Source organism: Erwinia sp. 198 (assembly GCF_003937915.1).
In the GTDB taxonomy this organism is placed as follows: Bacteria; Pseudomonadota; Gammaproteobacteria; order Enterobacterales; family Enterobacteriaceae; genus Erwinia; species Erwinia aeris.
On sequence record NZ_RHUM01000002.1, the window covers coordinates 1 to 26,957 of the forward strand.

The 26,957-nt window shown below is 58.9% G+C and carries 22 protein-coding genes and 1 pseudogene; 4 read left to right on the forward strand and 19 right to left on the reverse strand.

What is annotated here, in order from left to right:
• The 8 genes and pseudogenes from EGK14_RS02520 to EGK14_RS02555 form a co-directional block, all read right to left on the reverse strand.
• Positions 1-500 (reverse strand): annotated as a pseudogene (locus EGK14_RS02520) (hypothetical protein); the annotation flags it as partial.
• 395 nt (positions 501-895) lie between these two features.
• Positions 896-2,530 (reverse strand): GMC family oxidoreductase, encoded by a 1,635-nt coding sequence (locus EGK14_RS02525; RefSeq protein ID WP_125287505.1) that lies wholly within the window; start codon positions 2,528-2,530, stop codon positions 896-898.
• Entirely contained in the window at positions 2,527-3,045 is a 519-nt protein-coding gene (locus EGK14_RS02530; RefSeq protein WP_125287506.1) for a sugar dehydrogenase complex small subunit, read from the reverse strand. The genes EGK14_RS02525 and EGK14_RS02530 overlap by 4 nt, the downstream gene beginning before the upstream one ends.
• On the reverse strand, positions 3,032-4,390 hold the full coding sequence (locus EGK14_RS02535; RefSeq protein WP_125287973.1) for a c-type cytochrome: 1,359 nt from the start codon (positions 4,388-4,390) through the stop codon (positions 3,032-3,034). The genes EGK14_RS02530 and EGK14_RS02535 overlap by 14 nt, the downstream gene beginning before the upstream one ends.
• A 126-nt stretch (positions 4,391-4,516) precedes the next feature.
• Entirely contained in the window at positions 4,517-5,224 is a 708-nt protein-coding gene (locus EGK14_RS02540; RefSeq protein ID WP_125287507.1) for a hypothetical protein, read from the reverse strand.
• A 49-nt stretch (positions 5,225-5,273) separates the two neighbouring features.
• Complete coding sequence (locus EGK14_RS02545) at positions 5,274-6,419, reverse strand: beta-propeller fold lactonase family protein (RefSeq protein ID WP_125287508.1); 1,146 nt, start codon at positions 6,417-6,419, stop codon at positions 5,274-5,276.
• Positions 6,420-6,446: 27 nt separating this feature from the next.
• The gene (locus tag EGK14_RS02550; protein ID WP_125287509.1) at positions 6,447-7,085 is read right to left on the reverse strand and encodes an aldolase; all 639 of its coding nucleotides are present in this window, start codon (positions 7,083-7,085) and stop codon (positions 6,447-6,449) included.
• A 20-nt stretch (positions 7,086-7,105) separates the two neighbouring features.
• Positions 7,106-8,419, reverse strand: a complete 1,314-nt coding sequence (locus EGK14_RS02555; protein WP_125287510.1) for an MFS transporter — start codon at positions 8,417-8,419, stop codon at positions 7,106-7,108.
• Between the two features lie 214 nt (positions 8,420-8,633).
• Between EGK14_RS02555 and EGK14_RS02560 the strand changes: the two genes are divergently transcribed.
• Positions 8,634-9,671 carry a LacI family DNA-binding transcriptional regulator gene (locus EGK14_RS02560; protein WP_125287511.1) on the forward strand — a complete coding sequence of 346 codons (1,038 nt, stop codon included), beginning with the start codon at positions 8,634-8,636 and terminating at the stop codon, positions 9,669-9,671.
• A 109-nt stretch (positions 9,672-9,780) separates the two neighbouring features.
• Here EGK14_RS02560 and EGK14_RS02565 read toward each other — a convergent pair whose 3' ends face one another.
• Positions 9,781-10,476 (reverse strand): substrate-binding domain-containing protein, encoded by a 696-nt coding sequence (locus tag EGK14_RS02565; protein ID WP_125287512.1) that lies wholly within the window; start codon positions 10,474-10,476, stop codon positions 9,781-9,783.
• Between the two features lie 10 nt (positions 10,477-10,486).
• Complete coding sequence (locus EGK14_RS02570) at positions 10,487-11,725, reverse strand: alpha-hydroxy acid oxidase (RefSeq protein ID WP_125287513.1); 1,239 nt, start codon at positions 11,723-11,725, stop codon at positions 10,487-10,489.
• 224 nt (positions 11,726-11,949) lie between these two features.
• On the opposite strand from EGK14_RS02570, the gene EGK14_RS02575 reads away from it, so the two are divergent.
• Together EGK14_RS02575 and otnK are read left to right on the forward strand one after the other, a co-directional pair.
• Complete coding sequence (locus EGK14_RS02575) at positions 11,950-12,615, forward strand: aspartate/glutamate racemase family protein (protein WP_125287514.1); 666 nt, start codon at positions 11,950-11,952, stop codon at positions 12,613-12,615.
• Positions 12,616-12,618: 3 nt separating this feature from the next.
• Positions 12,619-13,887 carry a 3-oxo-tetronate kinase gene (gene otnK / locus EGK14_RS02580; RefSeq protein ID WP_125287515.1) on the forward strand — a complete coding sequence of 423 codons (1,269 nt, stop codon included), beginning with the start codon at positions 12,619-12,621 and terminating at the stop codon, positions 13,885-13,887.
• Positions 13,888-14,036: 149 nt separating this feature from the next.
• Here the strand turns inward: otnK and EGK14_RS02585 are convergent, their stop codons facing one another.
• Positions 14,037-14,930, reverse strand: coding sequence for an SDR family oxidoreductase (locus EGK14_RS02585; protein WP_125287516.1), 894 nt, complete (start codon positions 14,928-14,930; stop codon positions 14,037-14,039).
• A 290-nt stretch (positions 14,931-15,220) separates the two neighbouring features.
• Here EGK14_RS02585 and EGK14_RS02590 point away from each other — a divergent pair, with 290 nt between their 5' ends.
• Complete coding sequence (locus EGK14_RS02590; RefSeq protein WP_125287517.1) at positions 15,221-15,532, forward strand: hypothetical protein; 312 nt, start codon at positions 15,221-15,223, stop codon at positions 15,530-15,532.
• A gap of 1,114 nt (positions 15,533-16,646) precedes the next feature.
• Here EGK14_RS02590 and EGK14_RS02595 read toward each other — a convergent pair.
• The 8 genes from EGK14_RS02595 to EGK14_RS02630 form a co-directional block, all read right to left on the reverse strand.
• Positions 16,647-16,949, reverse strand: a complete 303-nt coding sequence (locus EGK14_RS02595) for a hypothetical protein (RefSeq protein WP_125287518.1) — start codon at positions 16,947-16,949, stop codon at positions 16,647-16,649.
• Positions 16,950-17,098: 149 nt separating this feature from the next.
• Positions 17,099-17,776: a two-component system response regulator KdpE gene (gene kdpE, locus EGK14_RS02600; protein WP_125287519.1), complete on the reverse strand. Its 678-nt coding sequence runs from the start codon at positions 17,774-17,776 to the stop codon at positions 17,099-17,101.
• Positions 17,773-20,436 carry a two-component system sensor histidine kinase KdpD gene (gene kdpD, locus EGK14_RS02605; protein WP_125287520.1) on the reverse strand — a complete coding sequence of 888 codons (2,664 nt, stop codon included), beginning with the start codon at positions 20,434-20,436 and terminating at the stop codon, positions 17,773-17,775. Before kdpD ends, kdpE begins: the two co-directional genes overlap by 4 nt.
• 9 nt (positions 20,437-20,445) lie before the next feature.
• The gene (gene kdpC / locus EGK14_RS02610; protein WP_125287521.1) at positions 20,446-21,021 is read right to left on the reverse strand and encodes a potassium-transporting ATPase subunit KdpC; all 576 of its coding nucleotides are present in this window, start codon (positions 21,019-21,021) and stop codon (positions 20,446-20,448) included.
• Between the two features lie 10 nt (positions 21,022-21,031).
• Positions 21,032-23,065 carry a potassium-transporting ATPase subunit KdpB gene (gene kdpB / locus EGK14_RS02615; protein ID WP_125287522.1) on the reverse strand — a complete coding sequence of 678 codons (2,034 nt, stop codon included), beginning with the start codon at positions 23,063-23,065 and terminating at the stop codon, positions 21,032-21,034.
• Positions 23,062-24,744, reverse strand: coding sequence for a potassium-transporting ATPase subunit KdpA (kdpA, locus tag EGK14_RS02620; RefSeq protein ID WP_125287523.1), 1,683 nt, complete (start codon positions 24,742-24,744; stop codon positions 23,062-23,064). Before kdpA ends, kdpB begins: the two co-directional genes overlap by 4 nt.
• Positions 24,744-24,833, reverse strand: coding sequence for a K(+)-transporting ATPase subunit F (gene kdpF / locus EGK14_RS02625; RefSeq protein WP_125287524.1), 90 nt, complete (start codon positions 24,831-24,833; stop codon positions 24,744-24,746). Before kdpF ends, kdpA begins: the two co-directional genes overlap by 1 nt.
• Positions 24,834-24,969: 136 nt before the next feature.
• On the reverse strand, positions 24,970-26,931 hold the full coding sequence (locus EGK14_RS02630) for a methyl-accepting chemotaxis protein (RefSeq protein ID WP_148101245.1): 1,962 nt from the start codon (positions 26,929-26,931) through the stop codon (positions 24,970-24,972).
• Between the last annotated feature and the right edge of the window lie 26 nt (positions 26,932-26,957).

A 26,957-nucleotide genomic window follows, 5' to 3' on the forward strand; every position in this document is an offset into this window, starting at 1 on the left:
TGTATATCGCTTTTAGTGGCAAAGGTCTCCATACGCTCATTCAGCACCTGTAGATCGCTTTTGGTGGCGAAGGTGTCGGCGCGTTCAGTCAGCACCTGAAGATCGCTTTTGGTAGCGAAGGTGTCGGCGCGTTCAGTCAGCACCTGAAGATCGCTTTTGGTGGCGAAGGTGTCAGCGCGTTCAGTCAGCACCTGTAGATCGCTTTTGGTAGCGAAGGTGTCGGCGCGTTCAGTCAGCACCTGAAGATCGCTTTTGGTAGCGAAGGTATCGGCGCGTTCAGTCAGCACCTGAAGATCGCTTTTGACAGCGTGTATTTCGGCTCGCGTAGCCAGCTCGCGAATATCGCTCTTGGTGGCGAAGGTGTCAGCGCGCGAAGCCAGCGCGTTGAAATCGTTTTTAGTAACGAAAGTTTCGGCCCGCTCGGTTAATATTGCTAAATTGAGCTTTATCTGATGCGTATCCTGTTCCAGCCGGTCAAAACGGTTAACCTGCCTGCTCATCGGCTCTCCTCCCTGTGGTTTCGCCCTTGCGCGCGCTCGTTTTTCCTTTGCGGACACGAGCGGCGATTTCCTTAACGCAACGCGATCGTAAAACATAGCAGAACTCCTTTCTCTGGCCCGCCGCTATATTATTGCGGCGTGATGAGAATAAAAAAGGAATTTACTGCTGCTGAGGAGTTTAACACTGGATATTTGAGACGGCTTCAGCTTTTTGCAATGCAATCATGAAATTTACATTTTTTTCTGAAGCGGATTCATATTAATGCCCGAATGCCCGAATGCCCGAATGCCCGAATGCCCGAATGCCCGAATGCCCGAATACAAGGATGCTCCGAACAGAAAATAACGGGCAGTCGGTATTAATGCTGCCCGTCTTATAACGCTAACCCGTTAATTTAAACCTTAACGGTATTGAGCAAATAATCAGCCAGGCGCAAACTCAGCGCGGCGCCGGTTAGCGTCGGATTCATGCACGAGGCAGAAGGCATTACGCTGGTTCCGGCGATAAACAGGTTAGGGTGGTCATGGCTCTGGCACTGGTTGTTGACGACAGAGTTTACGGGGTTGTCGCCCATAATTGTGGTGCCCATAATATGCTGTCTATCCTGATAACCCGTATCAATTTTTGATATATCAGCATTTAGCAGCCGGGCGAACTTATCAAAGTCCTTCAGGCCCTGCTCTTTTCCTGCGTGCCAGTAGTCGGTGACGCTGTAATATATTTCTGGTACGGGTATCCCTATTGCATCCTTTTTAGTTTTGCTGGGGACGATACGATTTTCCGCCAGCGGCAGCGTCTCAAAGTCGATAGCGAAATTAAGCGAGCGTGCCGACATCCTTTTTAATTCCTCATCCAGCTTTGAGCCAAGCACGCCTTTCTTAATCAGCGAGGCCGCATAGTCTGCCGTTGGCACCGTATTACGCACCTTTATTTTATAGCTGGGGAAATCTTTGCGGAAATCGCCATCGCGACTATTGAGATAAACCAGCAGTTCCGTTGGGCCCTGGCCCGGCCAGACATCCTCATTCATCATCAGGTTCATGCTGATGCCGGTGTGGCCCATCAGATTGCGACCCACCTGATCGGAGCTATTGGCAATGCCGTGCGGATAGCGTTCGGAAGCGGACATAAGCAGCAGCTTGGGCGACTCAATCCCGTAGGCTGCCAGCACAAAGTAGTTAGCGGTCAGATGATGGTTGCTGCCATCGGGACGGCGATACCAGATACCGCTGATGTTACCTTGCTCATCGGCTTCTATTTTATACACGACTGAGTTATCCAGCAGCTTTGCGCCGTGACGCTCTGCTTCATCAATATGCATTGAGCCGTCATATTTCGCAGCGATGGGGCAAACCGGATTGCAGTTATTGTTGCCCGCGCAGGCCGGGCGCTGACCATAAGGCCGGGTGGCGCGACCGTTCGGCTCCATCACCGGATGATAGCCACCTTTGCCCAGCAGGACGGAAAGCCGTTTAAAAAGATAGCTTGGCTCCAGCCCCTTCATTGGAAAAGGCGTGGAGCGCGGCGGCCAGGCTTCGCCGCCGTGTCCGCTCTCATCCTGACCGTCCATGCCCGACACGCCCAGCTCCCGTTCGGCCTCGCCATACCAGGGTTCCAGATCCTGATAGGCGACAGGCCAGTCGCGGCCGCGGCCATACAGGCTTTGCAGTTTGAAATCGTTCGGGATCATGCGCCACAGCGCGGAGCCAAAATGCCAGGTGGTGCCGCCAACAACGCGCAGGTATTTGGTCGGGTATTTTACCGGGCCGGCCTGCTGTAGGTAGTCACCATAGGTTGAAGGGACGTGGGGCAAATCGGGATAGGGTGAACCCACGCCCTGGAGTTTCATATTGGTCAGGGACATTTTAAAGGGCGAATTGCGAAAGCGCTCGACGATCTCCTGACGCTTAACGCGCGGGCCGGCTTCGACGATAATCACCGATTTTCCCGCCTTTGCCAGCCGGGTCGCAACCAGGCCGCCCATGACGCCGGAGCCAATGACGATCACATCGGCATCGATATTTTTCATTGCTGACCTTCCATTTTAACCATTTCGGGATGGCGACCCCAGGAATTTGGGCCGCTGCCATAGGTCGGCACCACCAGAATGCCCCGCGTTGGCTGATACATCATGGCGTCGGCGTAGGCGATAAGTTCGCTTTTCGCGCCTTCGCCGACCACGCCGGTGTACCAGCTGCCAATAATCAGCGAGGCGGTGCGGAAAAGCGGCGTATCGCTGGCAGTGGCCTGCAAAAAGTCATCGACGTGAGCAAAGCGCCGTTCGGCCAGATAATCCGCCAGCGCAACGAAGCGGGACGGAAAATCCGCATAGTGACGGCCCAACGCGGCAAAATAACGCTGGCTGAGAATGGCGCTGACCGGGCGGCTGACCAGAAAAGTGGACAGTGCGTTAAAATCGGCAGCGGCAGCGGCAGCAGGCCGCGCGGCAAGCTGTCGGGGAAAGATGGCGGCGCAGCAGGCGCCGAGAGAAAGCGCAGCCATGCCTTTCAGCAATCGGCGGCGGGTGGGATTAGTGGGCTGCATGGCGCCTCCTGTTTCGACGACGTAATACAAGGCCCGCGACGATAAGTACCACCACAAGCAGTAGCCCCAGCAGCGCGGCGGGACGGGTTAATTTGACCAGCAAAGGCGTATCGCCACCTTCACGCAGCTGCTTCACCTGTTCAGGCGTAACGACTACCGTCGGATTACCGAAGTTTTTCAGCACGTAGTTGCTGACGTCGGCAATCTGCCGATCGCTGAGGCGATTGGTAAAGTCGGCGTCAGGGCCGAAAGCGGGCATAGCGATATCATCCCGCCGAACGCCAAACAGGATGGCGGAAACCAGATTATCGGGCTGAGGCGCGCCGGTGGCCGTGTTGTGAAACAGGGAAGGGTAGCGATCGTTACCCTGACCCTGGGCCTGATGACAGTTGGCACAGCTGCCGCTGAAAACCTGCCAGCCGGCATCACTTTGCCCGCTCTGGCCGCGCAGCCGCTGTTCGGCATCCGAAGCCTGACCATAGCTGTCGCGCGCGCGGCCGGTGCCGCTGTTGACCGCCGGAACCTGGCGCAACCAGGCGGTAATCGCCTGGATGTCCCCATCGCTAAGATGCGCCAGACCGTGCTCAACCGCTTCCGCCATTGGCCCGGCGGCCTGGGCTTTGGCGATATGGCCGGTTTTCAGGTAGCGCGCCAGCTCGTCGTGGCTCCAGCTGCCGATGCCGGACTGCGCATCAGGCGTGATATTGGGCGCATACCAGCTACCCAGGCTGCTGCCGGAAAAGGCGCGATCGTTGTCCTGCGCCAGCAAAAAATTACGCGGCGTATGGCAGGTATCGCAGTGGGCCAGCGCGTTGACCAGATAGTCGCCGCGATTGATCTCCGGCGACTTATCCGGCTGCGGCACAAAGCGTTGGTTCTCCGCAAACAGCCAGTTCCAGACCAGCATTGACGCGCGGATGCTGAAGGGAAAAGGCAGGTGCGTCTGCGGCGCGGCGCGATCTACCGGCGCAACGCCGTGCATAAAATAGTGATACAGCGCGTGGATATCCTCGTCGCTGATTTTGTTGTAGGCGGTATAAGGCATAGCGGGATAGAGATGGCGCCCCTGTTTATCGATGCCTTCACGCACTGCCCGCGCAAACTCCGCCTCGCTGTATTCGCCGATGCCGTAACGGGTTGAAGGCGTAATATTACTGGCATAGATATCACCCAGCGGTGAGTGGATCGCATAGCCACCCGCCATCGGCGCGCCCTGCTGCGGTGACGTATGGCAGGCGCCGCAGTCGGCGGCCAGCGCAAGATATTTTCCCTTAGCGATAAGATCATGATCACCCGAAGGCTGCACGGCGGCAGACGTTATCCCGGTGAAAAGGATCAGGCTCATCGCCAAAGGCAGACTTAATCGTCTCACCTGACATGCTCCTGTAAAAGAAAAATGCTGCCGCCCTGTAGCCGGGCGGTTCGTCATCATGGACAGGGCAAACGGCCGCGCCGCGTGCCCTCAATCGGGTTAAAGCAGCTCGTAATCGTTAAAGGTCAGCGGCGTTTCTCCGCCGTTGGTCAGCTCTATCTGGCCCGGCTGGGTCAGCATGGCGTCGCCGCGATGCAGCCAGACCTCTTTATTGTGGTTAGGCTGACCGGGCACCGACTCCAGCAGGCGGCCTTCGGTAAAAAAGACGCGGACGCCCGGCCCGTGTTGGCTATAGAGCGTGGTGCTTTCGCCCGGTTGCAGAGTGACTTTCCAGCCCTTGACCGTTTTTTTATCCAGCACCTGCTGGAATTCGGGCAGCTCAGGCCGGGTCGCGCCGCCAAAGTTTTGCGGGCCGTTCTGTTTAATCTCAAAAGCCACCTGATGGTTCAGCGTGGTGCCGGTGTTAGTCACCTTATCGGTATCGGATTTGCCCTGATGCGCGCCGAACTTCACATTGCCGGTTTTCATCTCGGTATCTTTAGCCGGCTCGTTGGGATAGGAAATATGCACCAGGCTGCCGTTGATATGGGTGTTCACATAATCCAGGTGCTGTTCATGAAACAGCGTGGACTGGCCGGGGCGGATCATGACGCGCATCACGGTGACGTACTGATTTTCCAGGATCACGTGATGCAGCGGCTCCAGATCGGTGGCGACCACTTTTTCCGCGGCGTGTCCGGCTGGTACCGTCAGGGCGAACAGGCCCGTAGCGCACAGGGCGGAAAGGAAGGGATGTCTGCGTTTCATACTCTCTCCTGTTATGACTGCTGTTCAGGCCCGTCCGGGCCCGTAGTAATTACTCTTCGACCAGCGATACCCAGTTGGCGCCTTTACCCGTGGCATAACGGCCATTCAGCGTCAGCGCGCCAGAGGTCGGATCGATAGAGTAGAGCGAAAGCTGGGTCGATTTTTGTCCGGACTCGATCAGAAAGCGCCCGCTGCTGTCGATAGTGAAGCCGCGCGGCTGCTGCTCGGTTTTAATGCTGGTGAGGTAAGTCAGATGCCCGTCATGAGGATCGACGGCAAAAGAGGAAAGGGTGCTGCTGGTCCGCTCGGTTGAATAAAGAAAGCGACCGTCCGGCGTGATATGGATATCCGCCTGCCAGATGCGTGGCTTATGCGAGGGCGGCAAATCGTCGTCACCCGTTAGCGGTCGCGCTTCGCCGCGCTGCATATCCTCTTTGGGCGAGACGGAATTTACCGTCGCGACCTGCGTCGTGGTGCCGTCGGCGTTCAGCGTCAGCTGGCTGATATTGCCCGCCATTTCGGTCAGCACGTAGAGGCTGCGCTTGCCCTGTTTATCCACGTTGGGCGCAACGACAAAATGCCTTGGGCCGGTCGCCGCCTCGCTCTGAATATTGACGAAGGGCGGATCGTTGGGCGTTACCTTGCCGCTGGCAGCGTCAAAGCGGTATTGCAACAGCTGATCGGCCCCCAGCAGCGTGACGAACAGGAAATGGTTGCTGGGATCGACCTGAATGGCATGCGCGCGCTTGCCGGTATGCACGACCTGTACCGGCTGCGCCTCCACCTGACCGTTGCTGTCTATACGATTAATACTGAACAAATCGCCGCCGTAAGAGGCGCTCAGCAAAAAGCGCCCCTGCTTATCCAGCGAAATATAGGCCATGCTCTCCGGCAGCGGCGACTGACTGGCCTTAACCAGCTGACCATCGGGCTGGATATGATAAGCCACCACGCTGTAAGGCTTGCTGCGTACCGAGACATAAAGCATTTTCTTATCGGGTGAGACAACGGAAGACATCGCCTTTGCGCCCGCCGGAAAGCTGCCGATCGGTACCAGCGCTTTTTTGGTTTTATCCAGCTGATAGCCGGTAACGGTGCCGCTTTCGGCATTGGAGACATACACCAGGCTCTGCGCCTGAGCCGCGCCCGTCAGTGCCGCCAGGGAAAGCAGCACGCCCGCGTAAATTTTTTTCATTATTATTTCCTTGTAGGGTAAAAAGCCTTACCAGCGCGTGGCGAAAACTTCGCACAGTTCCGCGACGTCGTTATCGCCGAGTGGCTGTGGTTTAACCGCTGCCTGCCGCCACAGGCGGGCGGTTTCTTCCAGCTCTTCCAGCGCGAAACAGGCGGAGAGCACCGAACGGCCCCAGACGACCGGGCCAAGCCGTTCCAGCATCACGCCACGCACTTCGCAGGCAAGTTGCGCCACCTGTTCCGCCACCTGCGGCGCGCCGGGACGGCAGTAGCGGATCAGCGGAATACGGCCAACCTTCATCACCTGGTAAGGCGTGATCGGGGGCAGAATGCTTTCCGACTGCCATACTCCTTCCAGCGTCAGCCCGACCAGGTTAGTGGAATGCGTATGCACCACGCCCTGTACCTCCGGGCTACGGTCGTAAACCTGACGGTGCAGCAGCAGCGTTTTCGAGGGCTTCTCGCCCGACAGCCATTCCCCTTCACGGCTGACCTTAGCGATCTGCTGCGGTACCAGGCGGCCCAGACAGGCATCGGTAGGGGTGATCAGCCAGCCATCTTCCAGACGAGCGCTGATATTTCCTGCGGTGCCGACGGTATAGCCACGCTCGTAAAGGCTTCTGCCTGCCTGGCAGATCTCTTCGCGCAGCTGTTGTTCAGTAGTCATTGCTTTTCTCCGCATCCGGGTTAAATTTTGTGATCGGCCGCGATCGCTTTAGCGGCGGTTTCGTCTTGTTTGATCGCCAGCGGCTCCACTTTGCCCATGATGAACATAAAGTTAAGCGCGCCGAACAGGCAGATACCGCCAGCCACCAGCAGCGGCACCACGAAAGAGCCGTGGCTGAGGGTCAGCATTACGCCGGTAAAGGAGGCGGTAACGATGCCGGCCAGATTGCCGGCAAAGTTTTGAATGCCGCCCAGGGTACCGACATAGCCCGCGCTGGGCGCGACGTCGGCGGGCAGGGTCCAGATATTGGCGGCGGTGAAGGCCAGGCCTGCGTAGGTCAGAGAAAACAGCGTCAGGATCAGCGGAATGCTGTTGGTGAAGGCGGCGAAGGCGATCACCGAAGAGAGCAGCATACCGCCGATCAGGCAGGATTTACGGGCGGTGGTCAGCGAAAAGCCCCGACGATAGAGCCAGTCGGAAGTCAGGCCGCCCAGCAGGCTGCCGGGGATGCCCATCAGCGCCGGGATCGCCCCCAGCGTGCCCAGCTCCTTCAGCGAAAAGCCGTGCGCCATGGTCAGGTAGGTCGGAAACCAGGTGACGAAGAAGTAGGTAGCAAAGTTCATGCAGAAGAAGCCGATCATCATTCCCCAGACGGTGCGGTAGCGGAACAGACCGGCGATATGCACTTTTTCGTTTTTCCCCAGCGTCTGTACGCTGCGGTCTGCCAGCAGGTTCTGGCGCTCCTGCTCCTTCAGGCCCTTCATCTCCTCGGGTTCTCGGTAGAAAACCAGCCAGACGGCTACCCAAATCAGACCCAGCGCGCCGGTGACGATAAACGAGGTCTCCCAGTCCCAGGTGCCGATCAGCCAGGCGACCAGCGGCAGGGCGATGGCGCTGCCCGCGCGCGGTCCGGCGTCAAAAATGCCGCTGGCGGTGGCGCGCTCCTTTTTGGCGAACCAGGAGTAAACCACCTTGGCGCAGCCCGGATAGCCGCCCGATTCGCCCAGGCCCAGCATCAGGCGCGAGGCAAAAATTGAGGTAAAGCCGCGGCCAAAAGCGGTAAACACGGTAAACAGCGACCACCAGCCTACGGCGATAGCCAGCCCGGCGCGCGCGCCCAGGCGGTCAATCAGTCGGCCAGCCGGGATCTGCATCAGCGCATAGGTCCAGAAAAAAGCGCCGAGGATCAGCCCCATGCTGGTGTCGTCCAGCCCGAGATCCCTTTTAATATGTGGAGCGGCGATGGCTAAATTAATGCGATCTATGTAGTTGATGGCGATGGCGAAAAAGCAGAACGCGATCATCAGCCAGCGGATCCGCGGGTATCTACGCATGGTGAATTCCTTTATGATTTCGGGGCCGTAATGAACGAGCGCGCCCGCCTGAATGTTATGGTTTGGTAAAGTTATTTCAGTATTTGATACTATGATGTTAAAAGTAAGCGATTACAAAATTCAGTCAAGCAAAAAGTAAGCGCTTTCAAATAGAGATATTGGTTGTCTGTAAATTTTGTGGGCAACGTCACTAATTTCGCTCTGGAGTCTGAAGATGTCCGATAAGCCATCGCCATCCGCCCGCGTTTCGCTGGACGATGTCGCCCTGCGTGCGGGGGTATCCACCGCTACCGTTTCAAGAGTGCTGAACGGCAGCGCCTCCGTCCGGCAGTCGCGCCGGGAGGCGGTTGAGCGTGCCTGCGAAGAGCTGGGCTATGTCATTAACCGCGCCGCCCGCACGCTGGCTTCTCGCCGTAGCATGACCATTGGGGCGGTGGTGCCGACGCTGGCGACAGAAACCTTTTCCCGGCCGCTGGCGGCTTTCCAGCAGCAGATCCACCAGTCCGGCTATACCATGCTGCTGGCCAGCTCAGATTTCGATCCCGATACCGAGCTGAAAGAGGTCAACAAGCTGGTGGAGTACGGCATCGACGCGCTGATGCTGGTGGGCAACAGCCACCATCCGCGCCTGTGGGAACGCATCGCCCAGCAGAATATTCCCTGTATCCAGACCTTTTCCGTGGACACGCGCTATCCCAGCGTGGGCTACGACAACGAGCAGGCCGCAGGCGAGCTGACCGCGCATCTGCTGGCGCTGGGGCATAGAGTCTTTGGGGTGATCGTCGGGACGCCGCCGTCCAACGATCGCGTTTCCGATCGTATTACCGGCACGCGGCAGGCGCTGGCGGCGGCGGGGCTGACGCTGGACGAGGCCAATCTGATTAACAGCGCCTTTACCATGAACGAAGCGCGCGAGGCGATGTTCCGCCTGTTGGACGGGCCAAATCCGCCGACGGCGGTGATCTGCGGCAACGATCTGCTGGCCTTTGGCGCGATGCGGGCGGCCAGCGAGCGCTATCTGCGTATTCCGAACGATATTTCGATTACCGGCTTCAATGACTATGAATATGCCGAGCATCTTGAGCATCCGCTGACCACCATGCGCGTGGAGTTGGATCGCATAGGTGAGGTCGCGGCAGATTATCTGCTGGCCACGCTGAATGGCGAAACCGCCCCGGTACAGACCCTGCTGAAACCCGAGCTGATCGTGCGCGGCAGCACCGGCTCCGCACCGCGCACCGCCAGAGGCTAAATCGTGCGCTTAGCCCCGCGCCATCGGTGCGTGCGCCGCAAAAGTCTGCCGGGCGCCACTTAGCCTCGTACCGTTAGTGCGGAGGGGAGAAAAGTCTGCCAGGCGTCGTTCAGCCTCGCGCCGTCAGCCCGTAGTCCGCAAAGGCCAGCATTGCCTCTTTTTCTCGTAAAAAATGGAGCAGGGCGGCGGCGGCTTCCGGCCTGGCCGCCCGGGTGAACACGCCGCCGGAGAAAGAGAGCACCTTCTGCGCGCCCGGCGGCAGTGGGCCAATCACCCTGATCCCTTTCACCATCAGCAGCTCGCTGATTTGCTGAACGGCGATATCTGCCTTACCCGCCAGCAGCTGCTCGGCGGTAAAACCTTCTGTGATAGTCGTGGCGCGTGCGTTGATCGCCTCTTCGATCCCTAATTGCTTTAACAGCGCCTGAAAATAGATGCCGCTTGCGCCGCCCAGCGACCAGGCCACCGATTTCGCCGCCAGCAGCGCTTGGGTAAACGACGCCACGCTGCTGATATCGGGCGCGGCAGCATCCGGCAGCATCGCCAGGCCCAGCGGCGAATCCACCAGCTCCACCCGGCTATTGGCCTCCACCACGCCCTGGTCGATGAGCCTGTCCATCGCCTCTGCGGTCACGATGACCGCATCCGCCGTCGCGCCGTCGGCAATATTTTTTTCAATAACCGAGGTTGGCTTCCAGTCAATCGTCAGCGGGTCGCCGTGGCTACGCAGCCAGGCCTGTTCCACGGCGACAAAGGGCGCGCGGATAGCCAGCACGCTAAAAAGGCGGAGTGTTTCGTTGCTCATGACCTGCTCCTTAACCAGTTTTACGCAAATAGCTGCTGTTCAGTTCGCCTGGCGTGCGCACGCCGATCAGCGCCAGATCGCGATCAATTTCATCACGAAGAATATGCATGGCGTGCTCCACGCCCGCCTGACCGCCGACGACGGCACCGTAAAGGAAGGGTCTGCCCAGGAAGACAAAATCCGCGCCCAGCGCCATCGCTTTCATTACGTCGGTGCCGCGTCGGATACCGCTGTCGATAATGACCTTCATCGCACCTTTTTTCGCCGCAATCTCCGGCAGGGTCAGCAGCGGCGGCACGGTATGATCCAGCTGGCGGCCGCCGTGATTGGACAGGATCACCGCATCCGCGCCCAGATCGCGGGCGATAAAGGCGTCTTCCGGCGACATCAGGCCTTTGATCACCAGGTTGCCGCGCCATTTTTTGCGTATCGCCTCGACGTTTTTCCAGTTGAGTTTGTCGCGGGCGTGGGTATTGCGTACCTTGCTAGACATCATCGGCGGCCCGCGCTCGGCATCGGTATTTTCAAAATGCGGTGCGCCGTGACGCAGAAAGGTTTGCGCAACCGTGCCCAGTAGCCAGCGTGGGTTCATGGCGCTTTGCAGCGCGACCTTCGGCGTAATTTTGATCGGCATACTGAAGCCGCTGCGCGTGTTGTGCTCGCGATTGCCCAGCATCGGCGTATCGCCGGTGACCACCAGCGTCTGGTAGCCCGCCGCGGCCACGCGATCCAGCAGTCTGTCGATACGCGGCTGATCGCCCGCCAGATAAGCCTGAAACCAGGCGTCCGGGTTGGCGGCATGGACATCCTCAAGCTTGATGAGCGAGGAGGCGCTAAGGATCATCGGCACGTTCATTGCTCTGGCCGCTTTCGCCAGCGCGATATCCGCCTGGTAAGCAACAAAAGAGGCGCCGCCAAGGGGCGCAACGCCGAAAGGATGGTGGTAGGTGTGGCCAAACAGGGTAGTGCGCTGATCGCGGCCGGAAACATCGCGGAACATGCGCGGCACAAAAGTGTATTGACGGTAGGCCTCGAAATTACCGGCAATTCCACGTCCGGTTTCGACCCCGCCCGCCACGTATTGATAAATCATATCCGGCAGGCGGCGGCGAGCGTGTCGTTCAAAATCCTCCAGCGCCAGCAAATCGCGAAAATGACGGGGCACTTTCTTCAGCGCCGGATTGCCGACGGTAGGCGCCGCACCTGGCGGGACGACGGCGGCAGAAGGGGTATTAGCAGATGAAGTCATAAGCGTTCTCTGATCCAGGGGTTAAACGCACAGCGTCATAAACGGGTTAAGGCAATTTATTTTGTAAGCGCTTTCAATTCTGGCTAATCATCTCTAACATTTCAATAACAGTCTGGCTGCATTATCGCCGATTTATGTGACGGAGTTCACTTTACAGCGACATTTGTAAGCCCTTACATTAAGTCATCGCCGTGCGCTCGGCCGACGCCTTCCAGGAGAAGCTCATGAACAGAATTGTTTTACTGCACGCCACGCCGGTAGCAATGGCGCCCATTCATACCGCATTCAGCGAGGTCTGGCCGGAAGCCGAAACGGTCAATCTGCTTGATGACGGGCTTTCTCTCGATCGCGCCAGAGAAAATGTGCTTTCCGCCGGGATGATCGACCGCTTTGTGCAGCTGGGACAATATGGCTTTGCCCAGCAGGCGCAGGGCATTTTAATTACCTGTTCTGCGTTTGGCCCGGCCATCGACCGCTTAAGCGAAGCGCTGCCGGTGCCGGTGCATAAACCTAATGAAGCAATGTTTATGGAGGCGGTGGCGCAGGGTAACCATATCGGCATGCTGGCGACTTTTGGCCCGGCGGTGGAAACCATGACCGATGAATTTAACGACTACGTGGCACAGCAGGGATCGAAAGCGAAGCTGACCACGGTGCTGGTGGAGGACGCCATTGATCTGCTGAAAAGAGGCGACGCGGAGAGCCATAACCGCCTGGTGGCGGCACGGGCAAAAGAGCTGGCGCACTGCGACGTAATAATGCTGGCGCATTTTTCCACTTCCCGCGCGGCCGGGAGCGTACGTCAGCAGGTTACGATCCCGGTGCTGACCGCGCCGCACGCCGCCGTTAAACGCATGAAGGCCAGCGTGCTTGCTGCGGCTAAGGGGTAACGGATGCTGATTGGCGTAATTGCAGATGATTTTACCGGCGCCAGCGATATCGCGGTAACGCTGGCGAAAGGCCTGGTTGGCGAGGGAGGCCTTAACACCACGCAATATTCCGGCGTGCCGACGATGCCGGCCGAGGCGGACGTAGAAGCGGGCGTGGTGGCGCTAAAAAGCCGCTCCGTTGCCGCCAGCGAGGCCGTGGAGCAGTCGCTGGCGGCCTGCCGCTGGCTGCTGGATCAGGGCTGCGAGCAGATCGTCTTTAAATATTGTTCTACTTTCGATTCCACGGAGAGCGGCAACATCGGGCCGGTAACGGACGCGCTGGCGGCGCTGCTGGACGTTGGCAGCGTGGTAATGTGCCCGGCTTTCCCGGCGCTGGGACGTACCGTTTATCAGGGGCATCTTTTCGTGCACGATAAGCTGCTGAACGAGTCCGGCATGGAGCATCATCCGCTGACGCCGATGACGGATGCGGATCTGCGGCGCGTGCTGCGGCGGCAAAGCGTCAACCCGGTTGCACATATTGCGTGGCAGACCGTGGTGCAGGGCAGCCAGGTTTTACAGCAGGCCATCAAGGCGCCACAGACGCGCACCCTGCTGATTGTGGACGCGATTAGCGAGCACGATCTGACTACGCTTGGCCGCGCCTGCCTGGGCGCGAAGCTCGTTACGGGCGGATCGGGGATTGCGCTGGCTTTGCCGCATAACTTTATCGCTCAGGGACGGGCAAAAGGGAAACAGGCACAGGCTCCCCTTATCGACGGGCCGGAAGCTATCCTGGTCGGCAGCTGTTCCGGCGCGACGCGTTTACAGATAGCCGAGCATCAGAAAAACCATCCTGTAATGATGATAGAGGTCAAAGACGTGCTGAGCGGCGAAACGGGGCCGGCGCAGCTGGTGGCTTTTATCACCGGGCATCAGGGCCGCGCGCCGTTGGTCTGCTCCTCTGACGATCCCGAGGCCGTAAAACGCGTGCAGCAGCAGTATGGTCGCGAGCGGGTAGCCGCCGCGCTGGACAACCTGTTCGGCGAGACCGCGCGTCAGCTGGTGGCGGCCGGTACGCGACGGATTGTGGTCGGCGGCGGCGAGACGTCCGGGGCGGTGGTCAGTGCCTTAGGACTGGGTGCGCTGACTATCGGTGCAGAAATAGATACCGGCGTTCCGTCGATGGTGTCGCGTGGCAGGCAGCCTGTAGCGCTGGCGCTGAAGTCGGGCAATTTTGGCGGCAGGGACTTCTTTGCCCGAGCCGTCAATGCTCTGCGGGGCGATGGCTAACAGCAGATTTGCTATGTAAATATCGGCGGATAATGCTGGCGCCGGAAGAGGCCTGTCATGGCATCTGCGCGTGGGAGTGACTGATTTTATGCTCAGCTGCCGCGCACAAAAAAGCCGCCCGCAGGCGGCAATTATATCAGCTATGACTATTACAGCGTGCCGGTGCCGCCGTCGGAGCACCAGACCTGGCCGGACGTATAGCTGGTTTCCGTTGAGGCCAGCGACACGTAAAGCGGGGCGATCTCCGCAGGCTGTCCCGGACGGCCCAGCGGCGCGCTGCCGCCGAACTGTTTCACTTTTTCCTGCGGCTGACCGCCGCTGGACTGCAGCGGCGTCCAGTATGGGCCAGGCGCAACCGCATTAACGCGGATGCCTTCTTCGCCCAGCTGCTGCGCCAGCGCTTTGGTAAAGGCGGCGATAGAAGCTTTGGTCTGCGCATAGTCCAGCAGGATAGCACTTGGGCTATAGGCCTGCACGGAAGAGGTGTTGATGATGGCGCCGCCACGTGGAATATGATCCACCGCCGCTTTGGTGATCCAGAACATGGCGTAGACGTTGGTTTTGAACGTCGCATCAAAATCTTCGGTGCTCAGCGTACGGATAGACTCATTATACTGCTGGCGTCCGGCATTGTTCACCAGAATATCCAGGCCGCCCAGCTGGCTTACCGCATCGCTGACCAGCTTTTTACAAAACTCTTCGGAACGAATGTCGCCCGGCAGCGCAACCGCTTTACGGCCTTCCGCCTCGATAAGCTTAATCACTTCCGCTGCGTCCGATTCTTCTTCCGGCAGGTAACCGATGGCGACATCTGCGCCTTCACGGGCATAGGCGATAGCAACGGCACGACCGATACCGGAATCACCGCCGGTAATAAGCGCTTTACGTCCCTGCAAACGACCGGAGCCGCGATAGGTTTTTTCACCGTGATCGGGTTGAGGGATCATTTTGCTGGCAAGGCCCGGCGCCTGCTGCGGCTGATCCGGAAACGGCGGGGTCGGATAGTCAACGGTCAGCAAGGACTTTTTAGTTTGTTCGCTCATGATGTACTCCTTCATCGGTGTTGATTCGAAAACATAAGCCTGGCACAAATGTGATGGTTGTCACGTTCGGCGGCAAAAATAATGGTAAAAGCGCGCGATTTTCGGGTTTGATTAAGATGGTTTATGACAGTAAGTAATCTTTTCTGGTAAGTTGTGTTCTTATTTAATATAAAATCCAGCTGTATATTTAATATTGCCTTGAAATTTGCGGAGGCTGTTTGTCAGGCCATTGCCAGGGGTACGCCTGACGGCAAGCGACAGATTTATCGTTTAATAAAGGTTATAATTATATGTTTAATATTGCTTCGGCTTGTTGGCTGAATATTGCAATAGGGTGGGCTAATTTCGGGGTTTTTATTCTTGTTGCATTTAATTTTTACAAAGATTACAGGGAAACCGACTACTTCATCCTGCCATTTGCCATCATTAACATTACCGCCGCTGTTGCGCTAACGCTACTGGTGTTTTGCCTGACCGATCTACAGCGGCCGATAAAGCCGTGGGGCATTATTCTTGCAGCCATGCCTTCCGTGCTGGTAATGGCTATGTTTATTTATTTTATCACGCACCATGGTGTCAATATGATGTTGTATTTTATTTAACAATACCGGCTGCAGCAGGTGGGTTTGTTTTTCAGGGTGATGATTTGTTAGTTTTGTGTGCGTTTATATTATCTCAGGGCGCTGAACGATAAATATCGAATTATCTTTAGCGGCGCTGAAGCTTTGGAGTCATTGGCTGGCGTTGCGCTAATTTTCAGAATTAAAGAATTTACATAGTGGTAAGAGCAGGGCGTGATATAAAACCAGCGGTTAATGGCCCGTTCAACGCCAGCCATCGGGCCAGCGGCAATGACCCTTGCAACAAAAACAGATAAACCGATGGCAGCAGTTTGCGCAACAAAGATGCCAGACCATCGAAAACACCCCGCGCAGCGTCAGCCTGGCCAATGGTCACAAGCAAGGCAGCGACGCTGAGGCCAGTGTCCCTGATGTGCCCTGACGGCCAGCAGCGTGGCGAGAGCTGATATCCTGTCCGAAGAGGAAATTGCGGATAAAACCGATGAAAAGCAAGTAAACCAGCAAGCCTGAGCTTCTTTATACGGCTAAAAAGCCGGCCTGCTTTTGTGCCTGCGGGGTACAACCGGGCCGGTTGCATCACGCCAGTCCGGGTTTTCGCCCGACATAATCGCGCCACGCTGTTGTTTAGTCGGTTTTGCCAGTGATGAAGGCATAGTCGGTGCAGACGAGGGGGTTACCCTGTCAGGATTTAAGTTTTCGATGGCACAGCCAGAAATAAAAAGAGTAACCAGCGTCAACGACATTAATTGCTTTCTCATTCACCGTTCCCTGTTCAATTTTACGCTTTGTCATCAGTGACGATTACTGAAATATCGGTCCGAGCCAGTTCTTCGCTTGTGCCTGCCGCCGTTTTGCGCTCGATCGCCTGGCTGGCATTCAGTAGCAGCCTTGAGATCCACTGACCAGCGAAGAAACTATTTCGTCATCGTTTAGGTTTGTACGATGACGATAAGTTTGTTCGAAAATAACACCGAACTTTTTACTTAATTTTTTAACTATACCCGATGGACAGGCCTGATATACTGGCGATTCAGGTTGTCTGCCGCAGCCGGATGTAACAGAAAAGTCGCTAAAGGCATAACCAGCTTTTGCTGCGCAATGCATCAGCGTAGCCGAAGAAGCGGTTATCTAAATATTAAAGACCGTAATGAGCATAACCGCATTTTTTATTGACGAGATAAAGCAGATAGCCGCTGTCCATCTTACCGTCATAGCTGTCAATATACCGCGTAATTTCTTTCAGCTCTGGCGAGGCGTAAGGCAGCTTGTCCGGCACGTCGATAAACTCCAGCGATTTATTTGCCATAATATCGCCGTTAGAAATAATGCGGGTGGGTTTGATTTTTGCGGGCCTGATACCGGTGCAGTGGGTCACGGAAGGTGTAGCGTCAGCCGGAAGCATAAAAGCAGTCAGCCATGCGGCGAGGGAATTTTCCATAATAATTACCTTTTCCATCATTATCCTTAACAAGGCATTACATCATTTCAGCGAATTGCTTTCGCAGGCTACTCTTCCCTCAGATAATAAAACGTGAAGCAGGACGAATATTAATTTTCCGCCGCATTAAGTAATGTAAAAAATTATGCTCAGAGCATAAATCGGTAGCCGACGCCGGTTTCCGTGCGCAGATGGCGAGGCCGGGCCGGATCTTCTTCCAGTTTCTGCCGAAGGTGGCCCATATAGATGCGCAGATAGTGACTGTGCTCAGAGGCGTTAGGCCCCCAAACTTGCACCAGCAGCTGCCGCTGCGTCATCACCTTGCCGTGATTGTTCAGCAGTACGGCAAGCAGCCTGAATTCGGTTGGCGTCAGGTGCAGCTCCTCGCCCGCGCGCGTAATGCGCCTTGCAGCCAGGTCGACCTGCACATCGGAAAAGGCGAAAATCGGATCGCTTTGCGTGTCGTGCATCGTGCGGCGCAGCGCTACCCGCAGGCGCGCCTCCAGCTCGCCGATGCCGAAAGGCTTGGTGAGATAGTCATCGGCTCCCGCATCCAACGCGGCAATTTTATCTTCCTCTTCGCTGCGGGCTGAGAGCACAATTACCGGCTTCTGACTCCACTGGCGGAACTCCTGAAGAAAGGTCAGGCCGTCGCCGTCCGGCAGCCCTAAATCCAGGATCACCAGATCCGGTTTGCGGGTGGCGGCTTCCAGCAGGCCGCGCTGCAGCGTGCCGGCATCGAAGACGCGCAGGGCGCTGCCTTCCAGCGCGATGCGCAGAAAGCGGCTTATCTCTTTTTCATCTTCAATAATCAGTACGGTAGTCACAGCGCTTCACCTGTTTCTGCTATGTCCGGCAGCGGCGCCTGCGGCAGGCTAATCCTGAAGCTCGCGCCGCCCTGTGGACGTTGATGGGCGGTAATCACGCCGTTATGTACTTCCACAATCGCCTGGCATATCGCCAGGCCGAGGCCCACGCCGGGAATAGCCGATTCCCGATCGCCACGGGTGAATTTAGCAAAAAGCGCCTGCTCCTGACCAGCGGGCAAGCCGGGGCCGCTGTCCCAGACTTCGATTGTCAGCTCGCCGGGACGGGTCTGCGCCGTGATGCCGATTTGCGCCGCTGCGCCTGCATATTTCATGGCGTTTTCCAACAGGTTGATCAGCACCCGTTCAAACAGCGGGCCGTCAACGTGAACCAGCGCCAGCGGATCGGCCATCTCCAGCGTAACGGGCTGCCTGCCGCCAGGATCCAGCGTGGCCAGCGCGCTGCCGACCACCTCTTCCAGCGTCAGCCATTCACGTTTCAGATGAAAGCCGCCGGTCTGTAAACGAGCCATATCCAGCAGATTGTTCACCAGCCGCGTCAGCCGCAGCACATGCTGGCGGATTTCGCTTGCCTGGCGAGCCTGAGGCAGTTTGGCCGAGGCCAGATCCAGCGTCAGGATCTCCACCTGGCCAAAAAGCACGGTCAGCGGCGTGCGCAGATCGTGAGAAAGGGCGGCCAGCAGCGAATGGCGCAGCTGTTCACGCTCGCCGATAACCCGCGCCTGCTCTTCGCTGGCCGTCAGCTGTAAACGCTCCAGCGCGCTGGCGGTCAGCAGCAGCACCGTTTCCAGCAGCTGCTGCTGTTCAGGCAGCGCGGGCGGCGTTTGCTGCGCGATTACCATCACGCCCAGGCTTTTCTCCGCGGCGCGCAGCGGCAGGATCTGGTAGGGCACGCCGGGCAGCGTGTCCGTGCCTGCGCCCGCCGGTTCGCCCTGCACGAAACTCCAGCGGGCGATGCCTTCGTCCCAGTTCATCACGTTTGGTGCGGGCAGCTGTCGGACCAGCCTGTCGTTTTCGTCAGGCAGCAGCAGCGCGCTGTCGGCATGAAAAATAGTATAAACGGCGTGCTGGCCTGCCGCCGCCACTTCCTGCGCGCTGCGGGCCTTCGCCAGCGTGCTGGAAAGGGCGTAAAGCTGACCGGTGCGTCTTTCACGATAGCGAGCGATGCGCGCCTGATAGCGTACGCCTGCCGTCAGATTGCCAACCAGCAGCCCGACGCTGAGCATCACCCCAAAGGTTAACAGATATTGCGCGTCAGAAACCGCCAGCGTACCGCGCGGCGCGACAAAAAAGAGATCGAAGCTGACGACGTTGACGATCGTGGCGAACACCGAGGGCCAGCGTCCGGCCTGCAGCGCCACCACCACTACGCCCAGCAGATAGAGCATCACCAGGTTGGCGGGATCGAAAGCCAACAGCCAGTGGCTGGCGATAAAAGTGATCAGCGCGCAGAGCGCCGTGGCGAGCAGACAACCGCGTATGCCCTGACGCCAGCGTCGAGGCTGTCTTTGCGGCGGCGCGGCGGCGGCTGGCCTGTCGCCGGGCGCAACGATCACCAGGTCGAGTTCTGGCGCGCGGGCGGCAAGGCGATCGGCCAGCGAAGACGAGCGGAACAAATGACGGCCCCTGCCGCGGCCCAGCACCACTTTGCCAAGGTCGTGATCGCGAGCATAGCGCGCAATCGCCTTATCCGCAGAGGCGTCGGCCAGCACGGCGCTTTCCGCACCGAGCTGACGCGCCAGGCGCAGCGAAGCCAGCGCGGTACGGCGCTGCTGCTGCGTCAGTCGCAGCCAGCCGGGCGTTTCCACGCAGACCGCATGCCATTCGCTACCCAGCCTGGCCGCCAGGCGCGCGGCGGTGCGCACCAGCTTTTCGCTGCCTTCGTCGTAGCCCACGCAAAGCAGCACCGCATCCCGCGTGTGCCATACTTTGTCCCGCCCGCGTCCGTTGCGCCAGGCCTGCATCTGGTTGTCGACCCGATCGGCAGTGCGCCGCAGCGCCAGCTCGCGTAAAGCAATTAAATTGCCCTTGCGGAAAAAGTGCTCGGCCGCCCGCTCAGCGCGGTCGCCGGTATAAACCTTGCCCTGTTTCAGGCGCAGCAGCAGATCGTCAGGCGGCAAATCCACCAGGATTATCTCATCGGCGGCGTCGAAAAACGGGTCGGGTAGCGTCTCGCGCACCTGAATACCGGTAACACCGTTGACCACGTCGTTCAGGCTTTCCAGATGCTGCACGTTGACGGTGGTCAGCACGTCGATCCCGGCCGCCAGCAGCTCTTTCACATCCTGCCAGCGTTTGGGATGGCGCGAGCCGGGCGCGTTACTGTGCGCCAGCTCGTCAATCAAAATCACGGCGGGATGACGCGCAAGCGCGGCATCCAGATCGAACTCTTCAACCTGACGGCCCCGATGCTGGCGCTGCTGCGGCGGCAGGCGCGGCAGGCCCTGTAACAGCGCCGCCGTTTCCTGCCTGCCGTGCGTTTCCACCACGCCGATCAGCACGTCCAGCTGACGGGCATGCAGCCGCCGCGCCTCCTGAAGCATCGCCCAGGTTTTGCCTACGCCTGCGCAGGCGCCGAAGAAAATTTTCAGTTTGCCGCGCGGCCGCTCGCGGGTCTGTTGCAGTAAGCGATCGGGATCGGGGCGAAGCATATCGGCCATGCCGGTTCCTTATTTTGCGCGAAGCGCATCCAGAGCAAGATTCAGTTCAGGCACGTTAACATACGGCTGGCCGCTGAAACTGAACAGCGGATAGCGGGTGTGCGAGGCGATAAGGCGGCTAATCGTTTCGGGCGACAGCTGGCGCGCTTTCGCTACGCGCGGCGTCTGCCAGCGCGCCGCCTCCGGTGAGATGCCGTTGTCCAGCCCGCTGGCGGAGGCGGTCAGCAGATCGACCGGCACCCGACCGCTGGCGTTCGGGTTGTCAGCGCGGGCGGCCGTCAGCCGATCGGCGAACAGCTTATCCAGCGCGGGATTACCGGGCGCCAGGTTGCTGCCGCCGCTCGCCAGCGGATTATAAGGGGTTTCCGCCGTGGCCGACGGTCGTCCCTGAAAATATTTTGCCTGGCTGAACGCCTGGCCCAGCAGTCGTGAGCCGCGAACCTCGCCGTCAAGCAACAGCAGCGAGCCGCCAGCCTGCTGCGGAAAAAGCCACTGGCCCAGCAGGGTGGTGACCATCGGGTAAACGCCGCCGGTCAGCAGCAGTAAAAAAACCATCATAAAAAGCGCGGGACGCAGTTGCGACACGGTAAACCTCCTACAGCTGAAGAAGCAAATCGATAAGTTTGATGCCGATAAACGGCAGAGCCAGCCCGCCCAGTCCATACAGCCCCAGGTTGCGGCGCAGCAGCGCGGCGGCGCTGAGCGGCTTATAGCTGACGCCGCGCAGGGCCAGCGGGATCAGGAAGATAATGATCAGCGCGTTGAAGATCACCGCGCTTAAAATGGCCGACGAAGGCGAATGCAGATGCATCACGTTCAGCGCGCCGAACTGCGGGTAGCTGGCTGCAAACGCCGCCGGGATAATGGCAAAGTATTTCGCCACGTCGTTGGCGAGGCTGAAGGTGGTCAGCGAGCCGCGCGTCATCAGCATCTGTTTGCCGATATGCACGACCTCAATCAGTTTGGTTGGGCTGGAGTCCAGATCCACCATGTTGCCTGCCTCTTTTGCGGCCTGGGTGCCGGAGTTCATCGCCACCGCCACGTCGGCCTGCGCCAGCGCGGGCGCGTCGTTGGTGCCGTCGCCGGTCATCGCCACCAGTCTGCCCTCGGCCTGATACTGGCGGATCAGCGCCAGCTTCGCTTCCGGCGTCGCTTCGGCAAGAAAGTCGTCCACGCCTGCCTCAGCGGCGATAGCGGCGGCGGTCAGCGGGTTATCGCCGGTAATCATCACGGTGCGGATGCCCATTTTGCGTAGCTCGCCGAAGCGCTCTTTGATGCCGCCTTTAACGATATCCCGCAGCGCGATCACGCCCAGCACCTCAAGGTTTTCCGCCACCACCAGCGGCGTGCCGCCCTGGCGCGCGACTTCGTTGACCTTTTCATCCATCTCCGCCGGGAACTGACCGCCGCTGGCGACCACGTGGTGACGGATCGCGTCGGCCGAGCCTTTACGAATGCTACGCTGCGGCAGGTTAATACCGCTCATTCGCGTCTGGGCGGTAAAGGGGATAAACGTCGCCTGCAGCTGCTGCAGGTCGCGTTCGCGCAAGTTAAAACGCTGCTTGGCGAGCACGACGATGCTGCGGCCTTCCGGCGTTTCATCGGCCAGCGAAGCCAGCTGCGCCGCATCCGCCAGCCGCTGCTCCGCAATGCCGCTGGCGGGCAAAAAGTCGGAGGCCTGACGGTTGCCTAGCGTAATGGTGCCGGTTTTGTCCAGCAGCAGGATATCGACGTCGCCCGCCGCCTCTACGGCGCGGCCGCTGGTGGCAATCACGTTGGCCGCCAGCATTCGGCTCATACCGGCAACGCCAATTGCGGATAGCAGGCCGCCGATGGTGGTCGGGATCAGACAGACCAGCAGCGCAATCAGCACGGTCACGCTGACCGGCGTGCCGCTCCAGGCCGAGAAGGGCCAAAGGGTAGCGGTCGCCAGCAGAAAGACCAGCGTCAGCGCAATCAGCAGAATGGTCAGCGCGACCTCGTTAGGCGTTTTACGGCGGCTGGCGCCTTCGACCATGGCAATCATACTGTCGAGAAAGGTTTCGCCGGGATTAGCGGTACAGCGGATCACCAGCCAGTCTGAAAGAAGACGGGTGCCGCCGGTGACCGAAGCGAAGTCGCCGCCCGATTCACGAATAACCGGCGCCGACTCGCCGGTAATGGCGCTTTCATCCACCGACGCGCCGCCCTCGATAACTTCGCCATCGCAGGGAATGATGTCGCCCGCGCTGGCCAGCACGATGTCGCCTTTGCGCAGCTCGCTGGCGGCGATTTTTTCCGTTGGCGCATCGTGGCGCGCCTCTTTCAGCCGCACGGCAAATGCGGTTTTCTGGACGCTTTTCAGGCTGCTGGCCTGCGCTTTGCTGCGGCCTTCCGCCAGCGCCTCGGCAAAACAGGCGAACAGCACGGTAAACCAAAGCCACAGGCTGACGGCGGCGGTAAACCTGGCGTCACCCGCCAGGCCGCAGGCCATCGCTATCGCCAGCAGCGTGGTCAGCACGCTGCCGATCCAGACCACAAACATTACCGGATTGCGCCACTGAGCCTGCGGCGACAGTTTTTTCACTGCGTCAACCAGCGCCTGGCGCAGCAGCGAAGGCTCAAACAGAGCCAATTGTTTACGGTTCATCGGGTACGCTCCATGTGCATCAGGTGATCCGCTATCGGGCCGGAAGCCAGAGCGGGGATAAAGGTAAGCGCGCCGGTCAGCAGCACGGTGCCGATCAGCAGGCCGACAAACAGCGGGCCGTGCGTGGGGAGGGTGCCGTTGCTGACCGGCTGGATTTTTTTAGCCACCAGCGATCCGGCAATGGCCATTACCGGCACAATCACCAGAAAGCGGCCCGCCAACATGCAGAAGGCCAGCAGCAGGTTCCAGAACGGCGTGTTGGCTGACAGACCGGCAAAGGCGCTGCCGTTGTTGTTGGCGGCAGACGAGAGGGCGTAAAGCACTTCGCTGAAGCCGTGCGCACCGGGGTTCAGCATCGCCGCGCGTCCGGCGTCGCTCATCATCGCCAGCGCGCTGCCAGTCAGTACCAGCGCGGGCGTTACCAGGATCGCCAATGCCGTCATTTTCATTTCGCGCACGTCGATCTTTTTGCCCAGGTATTCCGGCGTGCGGCCAATCATCAGCCCGGCGATAAACACCGCCAACAGCACGAACAGCAACATCCCGTACAGACCTGAACCCACGCCACCGAAGATCACCTCGCCAATCTGCATCAGCCACATCGGGATCATGCCGCCCAGCGCGGTGAAAGAGTCGTGCATGGCGTTGACCGCGCCGCACGAGGCTGCCGTGGTGACCACCGCATACAGGCCGCTTGCCAGCACGCCGAAGCGGCTCTCTTTACCTTCCAGGTTGGTTCCGTCAACGCCCAGCGCCCGCAGCGTCGGGTTGCCCTGCAGTTCCGCCCAGAACATTGCGGCGGCACAGAGCACAAAAATCAGCGTCATGGCCGCCAGGATCACCCGTCCCTGGCGGGCGTCGCCGACCGCTTCGCCAAAGGCGAAACAGAGCGCCGCCGGGATCAGGAAAATAGCCAGCATCTGCAAAAAATTGCTGATATCGGTAGGGTTTTCAAACGGATGTGCCGAGTTGGCGTTAAAGAAACCGCCGCCGTTGGTTCCCAGCAGCTTGATCGCTTCCTGCGAGGCGACCGGCCCCATCGGCAGCAGCTGCTTCGCGCCTTCAAGGCTGGTGAAAGGCAGATAGGCGGAAAAGCTTTGCACCACGCCCTGTTGGATCAGCAGCAGCGCAAACAGCAGCGAAAGCGGCAGCAGCAGCCAGAGGACGATACGGCCGAGATCCTGCCAGGCGTTGCCCAACGTGGTCGAGGAGCGACGTGCAAACGCGCGGATAAGAGCGAAAGCCACGGCCAGGCCGCTGGCCGCGGAGAAGAAGTTCTGTACCGCCAGTCCGGCCATCTGGCTGAAATAGCTCAGCGACGATTCGCCGGCGTAGGCCTGCCAGTCGGTATTGGTGACGAAAGAGATGGCGGTGTTTAACGCCAAATCCCAGCTCAGGCCGGCAAAATGCTGCGGATTTAAAGGCAGCGCCCCCTGCAACAGCAGGATCGCCAGCAGCAGGGCAAAGCCCATTGCATTAAACAGCAATATAGCCAGCAGATAAGTGTGCCAGCGCATTTCGCCGCGCAGACCGGCCAGGTGCCAGAGTGCGGTTTCAATATGGCCGACAAAAGGTAAGGGGCGGGGATCGATCAGGCGGGCTATCAGCCGACCCAGCGGCCAGGCCAGCAGCAGCAGCACCGCCAGATAGCTCGCTATTAATAATGCGGAAGCCGCCATCAGAAGGCCTCCGCGTTAATCAGGGCATAAATCAGATAGCCCAGCAACAACGCTACCAGCAGCACGCCGGTTATTACTGCAACACTCACGGTTCACCTCATTAAGAGAGTCATTTCGCCATGAGTGTAAAAAGCGGGCCGCAAAGATTTTGCAAAAATGCGGCGGAAAAATATAAAAAAAGTATAAAAATGCGCGAGATCGCATTGCACCTCGCGCATCCGGGGATCAGGAACGCACCAGTTCCTGGAGCACCGTCAGCTGCGCCACCGCTTTATGCATGGCGTCCAGACCGTCGGCGGCGTTTTTCAGCCGGTCGATATTTTCGACCATACCACTGCGCTCGGCGCTGTTTTGCTCGCTGAGGCTGGCAATCTGCCCCCGTGCCGCGTGGCTTTTTTGCGCCATATCTTCGGTGGTGGTAACGGTTTTAGAGGCCGTCTTTTTAATACGTGCGATGGTCGCCACCGTTTCGTTGATGCTTTCACGCGTGGCGTCGGCCTGTTCTTTAGAAGAACGAGCCAGGCGGCGTACCTCTTCCGCCACTACGGCAAAGCCGCGACCGGCGGATCCGGCGCGGGCGGCTTCCACCGCCGCATTCAGCGCCAGCAGGTTGGTCTGGTCGGCAATGGTGCTGATGCCGCTGGTGATTTGCGTAATGCCCTGCGAAATTCTTTCCAGCTCGCCGATTTCAAGGCCCAGCTCATCCTGCGCCTGCAGCGTGACGGTTGCCGCCTCGCCGATCTCGCCGATATTCGTGCCGGCCACATCCAGCGCTGCGCTTTGACGGCTGGTGGCTTTTTCCAGCAGCGGGAAAGTTTGCACCACCGGTCCGATCTGCTGCTGATAGTCGATTACTTTATCGATAACGTCCGTTTGCAGCGTATGCAGCGCTTCCCAACGACGCAGCGAGCGCTGGGCATAGTGCCCGGCGTAGTCGGCGTATTCAATCGGGAAGCGGCTCATGGCTTTGACGTCGCGATCGAAAAAGGCGAGGGCGGACAGCGTCTGGTTGATCGGCACGCCGAAAATTTCACCAAAGCTGGAGAAGCCGGCGGCCGGCACGCCGTCGAACAGCTCCGCCGCAGGCAGGCTTTCCGGGTTATTAAGGCGGCGCAGCAGGCAGTCGTTCAGCAGCAGTCCGGCCGGTTTGCCATGCGCGGCGACGAATCTGTCCCAGTCCTTACGCGTGGCGGCAACGAAATCGCCCGCCTCCAGCAGATAAAGACGGTCGCCAAACTCCAGATCGCAGAAGAACGTCAGGCTTTCCGCGTCGATTTTCGCTACGGAGCGGATAAAGTACTCATCCGCCACCTTCACGCCGAAGGTTTTGCCTTTCAGCTTTTGCTCCAGCTGCTCAGGCTTACAGCGCAGCGCGTCGGCCAGCACTTTTACCGCAGGTTGCTGGCGACCCGTTGCGTCAAACAGCGAACTCACGGTGCGCGCGACGGGATCGGCTTCTGCCACCAGCCAGCTTTGCTGCGTGGGCTCGAAGTTCTGGCTTTTAAACGGCGCAAAGGATTTCCCTTTCGCCATGCGACAGAACACGATCACCGCTTTGTTTTGCAGCAGCTGGCCGCTGGTGGCCATCCAGGTATTCTGGAAATCGGTGCGGCCGCCCGCCGAGCCGCCGATAGCCAGGCAGGGGAAGCGTGCGCTGTCATACCAGGCCTGCATCATAAAGCCTTCGGCAGAGGAGAGGCCATCACAGTAGATCATAGCGAAGGTTTCTTCGGCAGAGAGCGACATATTGACCTGAAGGCGGTCAAGCTGAGCGCGAATGCTGTCGATACGATCGGCAACGGTAGCGCCGCGTGGCACCTGCAGATCGATAGTGTGCACCTCATGACGAGCGACCGTCTGCTCGGGCAGCCACAGCCAGCTTCCCTGAGGCCCGTTGGTGGCGCAGTAGGCGGAGCGGCCTTTCTGCGCGCACAGCGCGCCGGTAGAGGAGATAGCGAAAACGGTACGGCCCGGCGCGCTCATCTTTTGCCACGCGTCGTTCACGCGGGCAAAATCGGCTTCCGGCGGGACAAAGACCATCAGCAGGCCTTTGCCGCCGCCGGTGCCCAGGCTGCCGAAAGCGGTCGGCAGGGCGCGACAGTCGTAGGTGTTGCTGACCGGACGACCGGCCAGCGGATTAAGTTTTTTTGGAATCAGTGCGTTCCAGAATGCAGATAATTTTGCCATGGTGTTCTCACAAAAGTAGAGCGCCT

Coding starts and splice junctions, on each gene's coding strand:
- otnK (WP_125287515.1), top strand. CDS start 12,619: ATGCTGATTGGCGTAATTGCAGATGATTTTACCGGCGCCAGCGATATC.
- EGK14_RS02630 (WP_148101245.1), bottom strand. CDS start 26,931: ATGGCAAAATTATCTGCATTCTGGAACGCACTGATTCCAAAAAAACTT.
- EGK14_RS02535 (WP_125287973.1), bottom strand. CDS start 4,390: ATGAGCCTGATCCTTTTCACCGGGATAACGTCTGCCGCCGTGCAGCCT.
- EGK14_RS02530 (WP_125287506.1), bottom strand. CDS start 3,045: ATGCAGCCCACTAATCCCACCCGCCGCCGATTGCTGAAAGGCATGGCT.
- EGK14_RS02525 (WP_125287505.1), bottom strand. CDS start 2,530: ATGAAAAATATCGATGCCGATGTGATCGTCATTGGCTCCGGCGTCATG.
- EGK14_RS02595 (WP_125287518.1), bottom strand. CDS start 16,949: ATGGAAAATTCCCTCGCCGCATGGCTGACTGCTTTTATGCTTCCGGCT.
- EGK14_RS02570 (WP_125287513.1), bottom strand. CDS start 11,725: ATGACTTCATCTGCTAATACCCCTTCTGCCGCCGTCGTCCCGCCAGGT.
- EGK14_RS02590 (WP_125287517.1), top strand. CDS start 15,221: ATGTTTAATATTGCTTCGGCTTGTTGGCTGAATATTGCAATAGGGTGG.
- kdpD (WP_125287520.1), bottom strand. CDS start 20,436: ATGGCCGATATGCTTCGCCCCGATCCCGATCGCTTACTGCAACAGACC.
- kdpA (WP_125287523.1), bottom strand. CDS start 24,744: ATGGCGGCTTCCGCATTATTAATAGCGAGCTATCTGGCGGTGCTGCTG.
- EGK14_RS02550 (WP_125287509.1), bottom strand. CDS start 7,085: ATGACTACTGAACAACAGCTGCGCGAAGAGATCTGCCAGGCAGGCAGA.
- EGK14_RS02545 (WP_125287508.1), bottom strand. CDS start 6,419: ATGAAAAAAATTTACGCGGGCGTGCTGCTTTCCCTGGCGGCACTGACG.
- kdpB (WP_125287522.1), bottom strand. CDS start 23,065: ATGAACCGTAAACAATTGGCTCTGTTTGAGCCTTCGCTGCTGCGCCAG.
- EGK14_RS02575 (WP_125287514.1), top strand. CDS start 11,950: ATGAACAGAATTGTTTTACTGCACGCCACGCCGGTAGCAATGGCGCCC.
- EGK14_RS02555 (WP_125287510.1), bottom strand. CDS start 8,419: ATGCGTAGATACCCGCGGATCCGCTGGCTGATGATCGCGTTCTGCTTT.
- EGK14_RS02540 (WP_125287507.1), bottom strand. CDS start 5,224: ATGAAACGCAGACATCCCTTCCTTTCCGCCCTGTGCGCTACGGGCCTG.
- EGK14_RS02585 (WP_125287516.1), bottom strand. CDS start 14,930: ATGAGCGAACAAACTAAAAAGTCCTTGCTGACCGTTGACTATCCGACC.
- EGK14_RS02565 (WP_125287512.1), bottom strand. CDS start 10,476: ATGAGCAACGAAACACTCCGCCTTTTTAGCGTGCTGGCTATCCGCGCG.
- EGK14_RS02560 (WP_125287511.1), top strand. CDS start 8,634: ATGTCCGATAAGCCATCGCCATCCGCCCGCGTTTCGCTGGACGATGTC.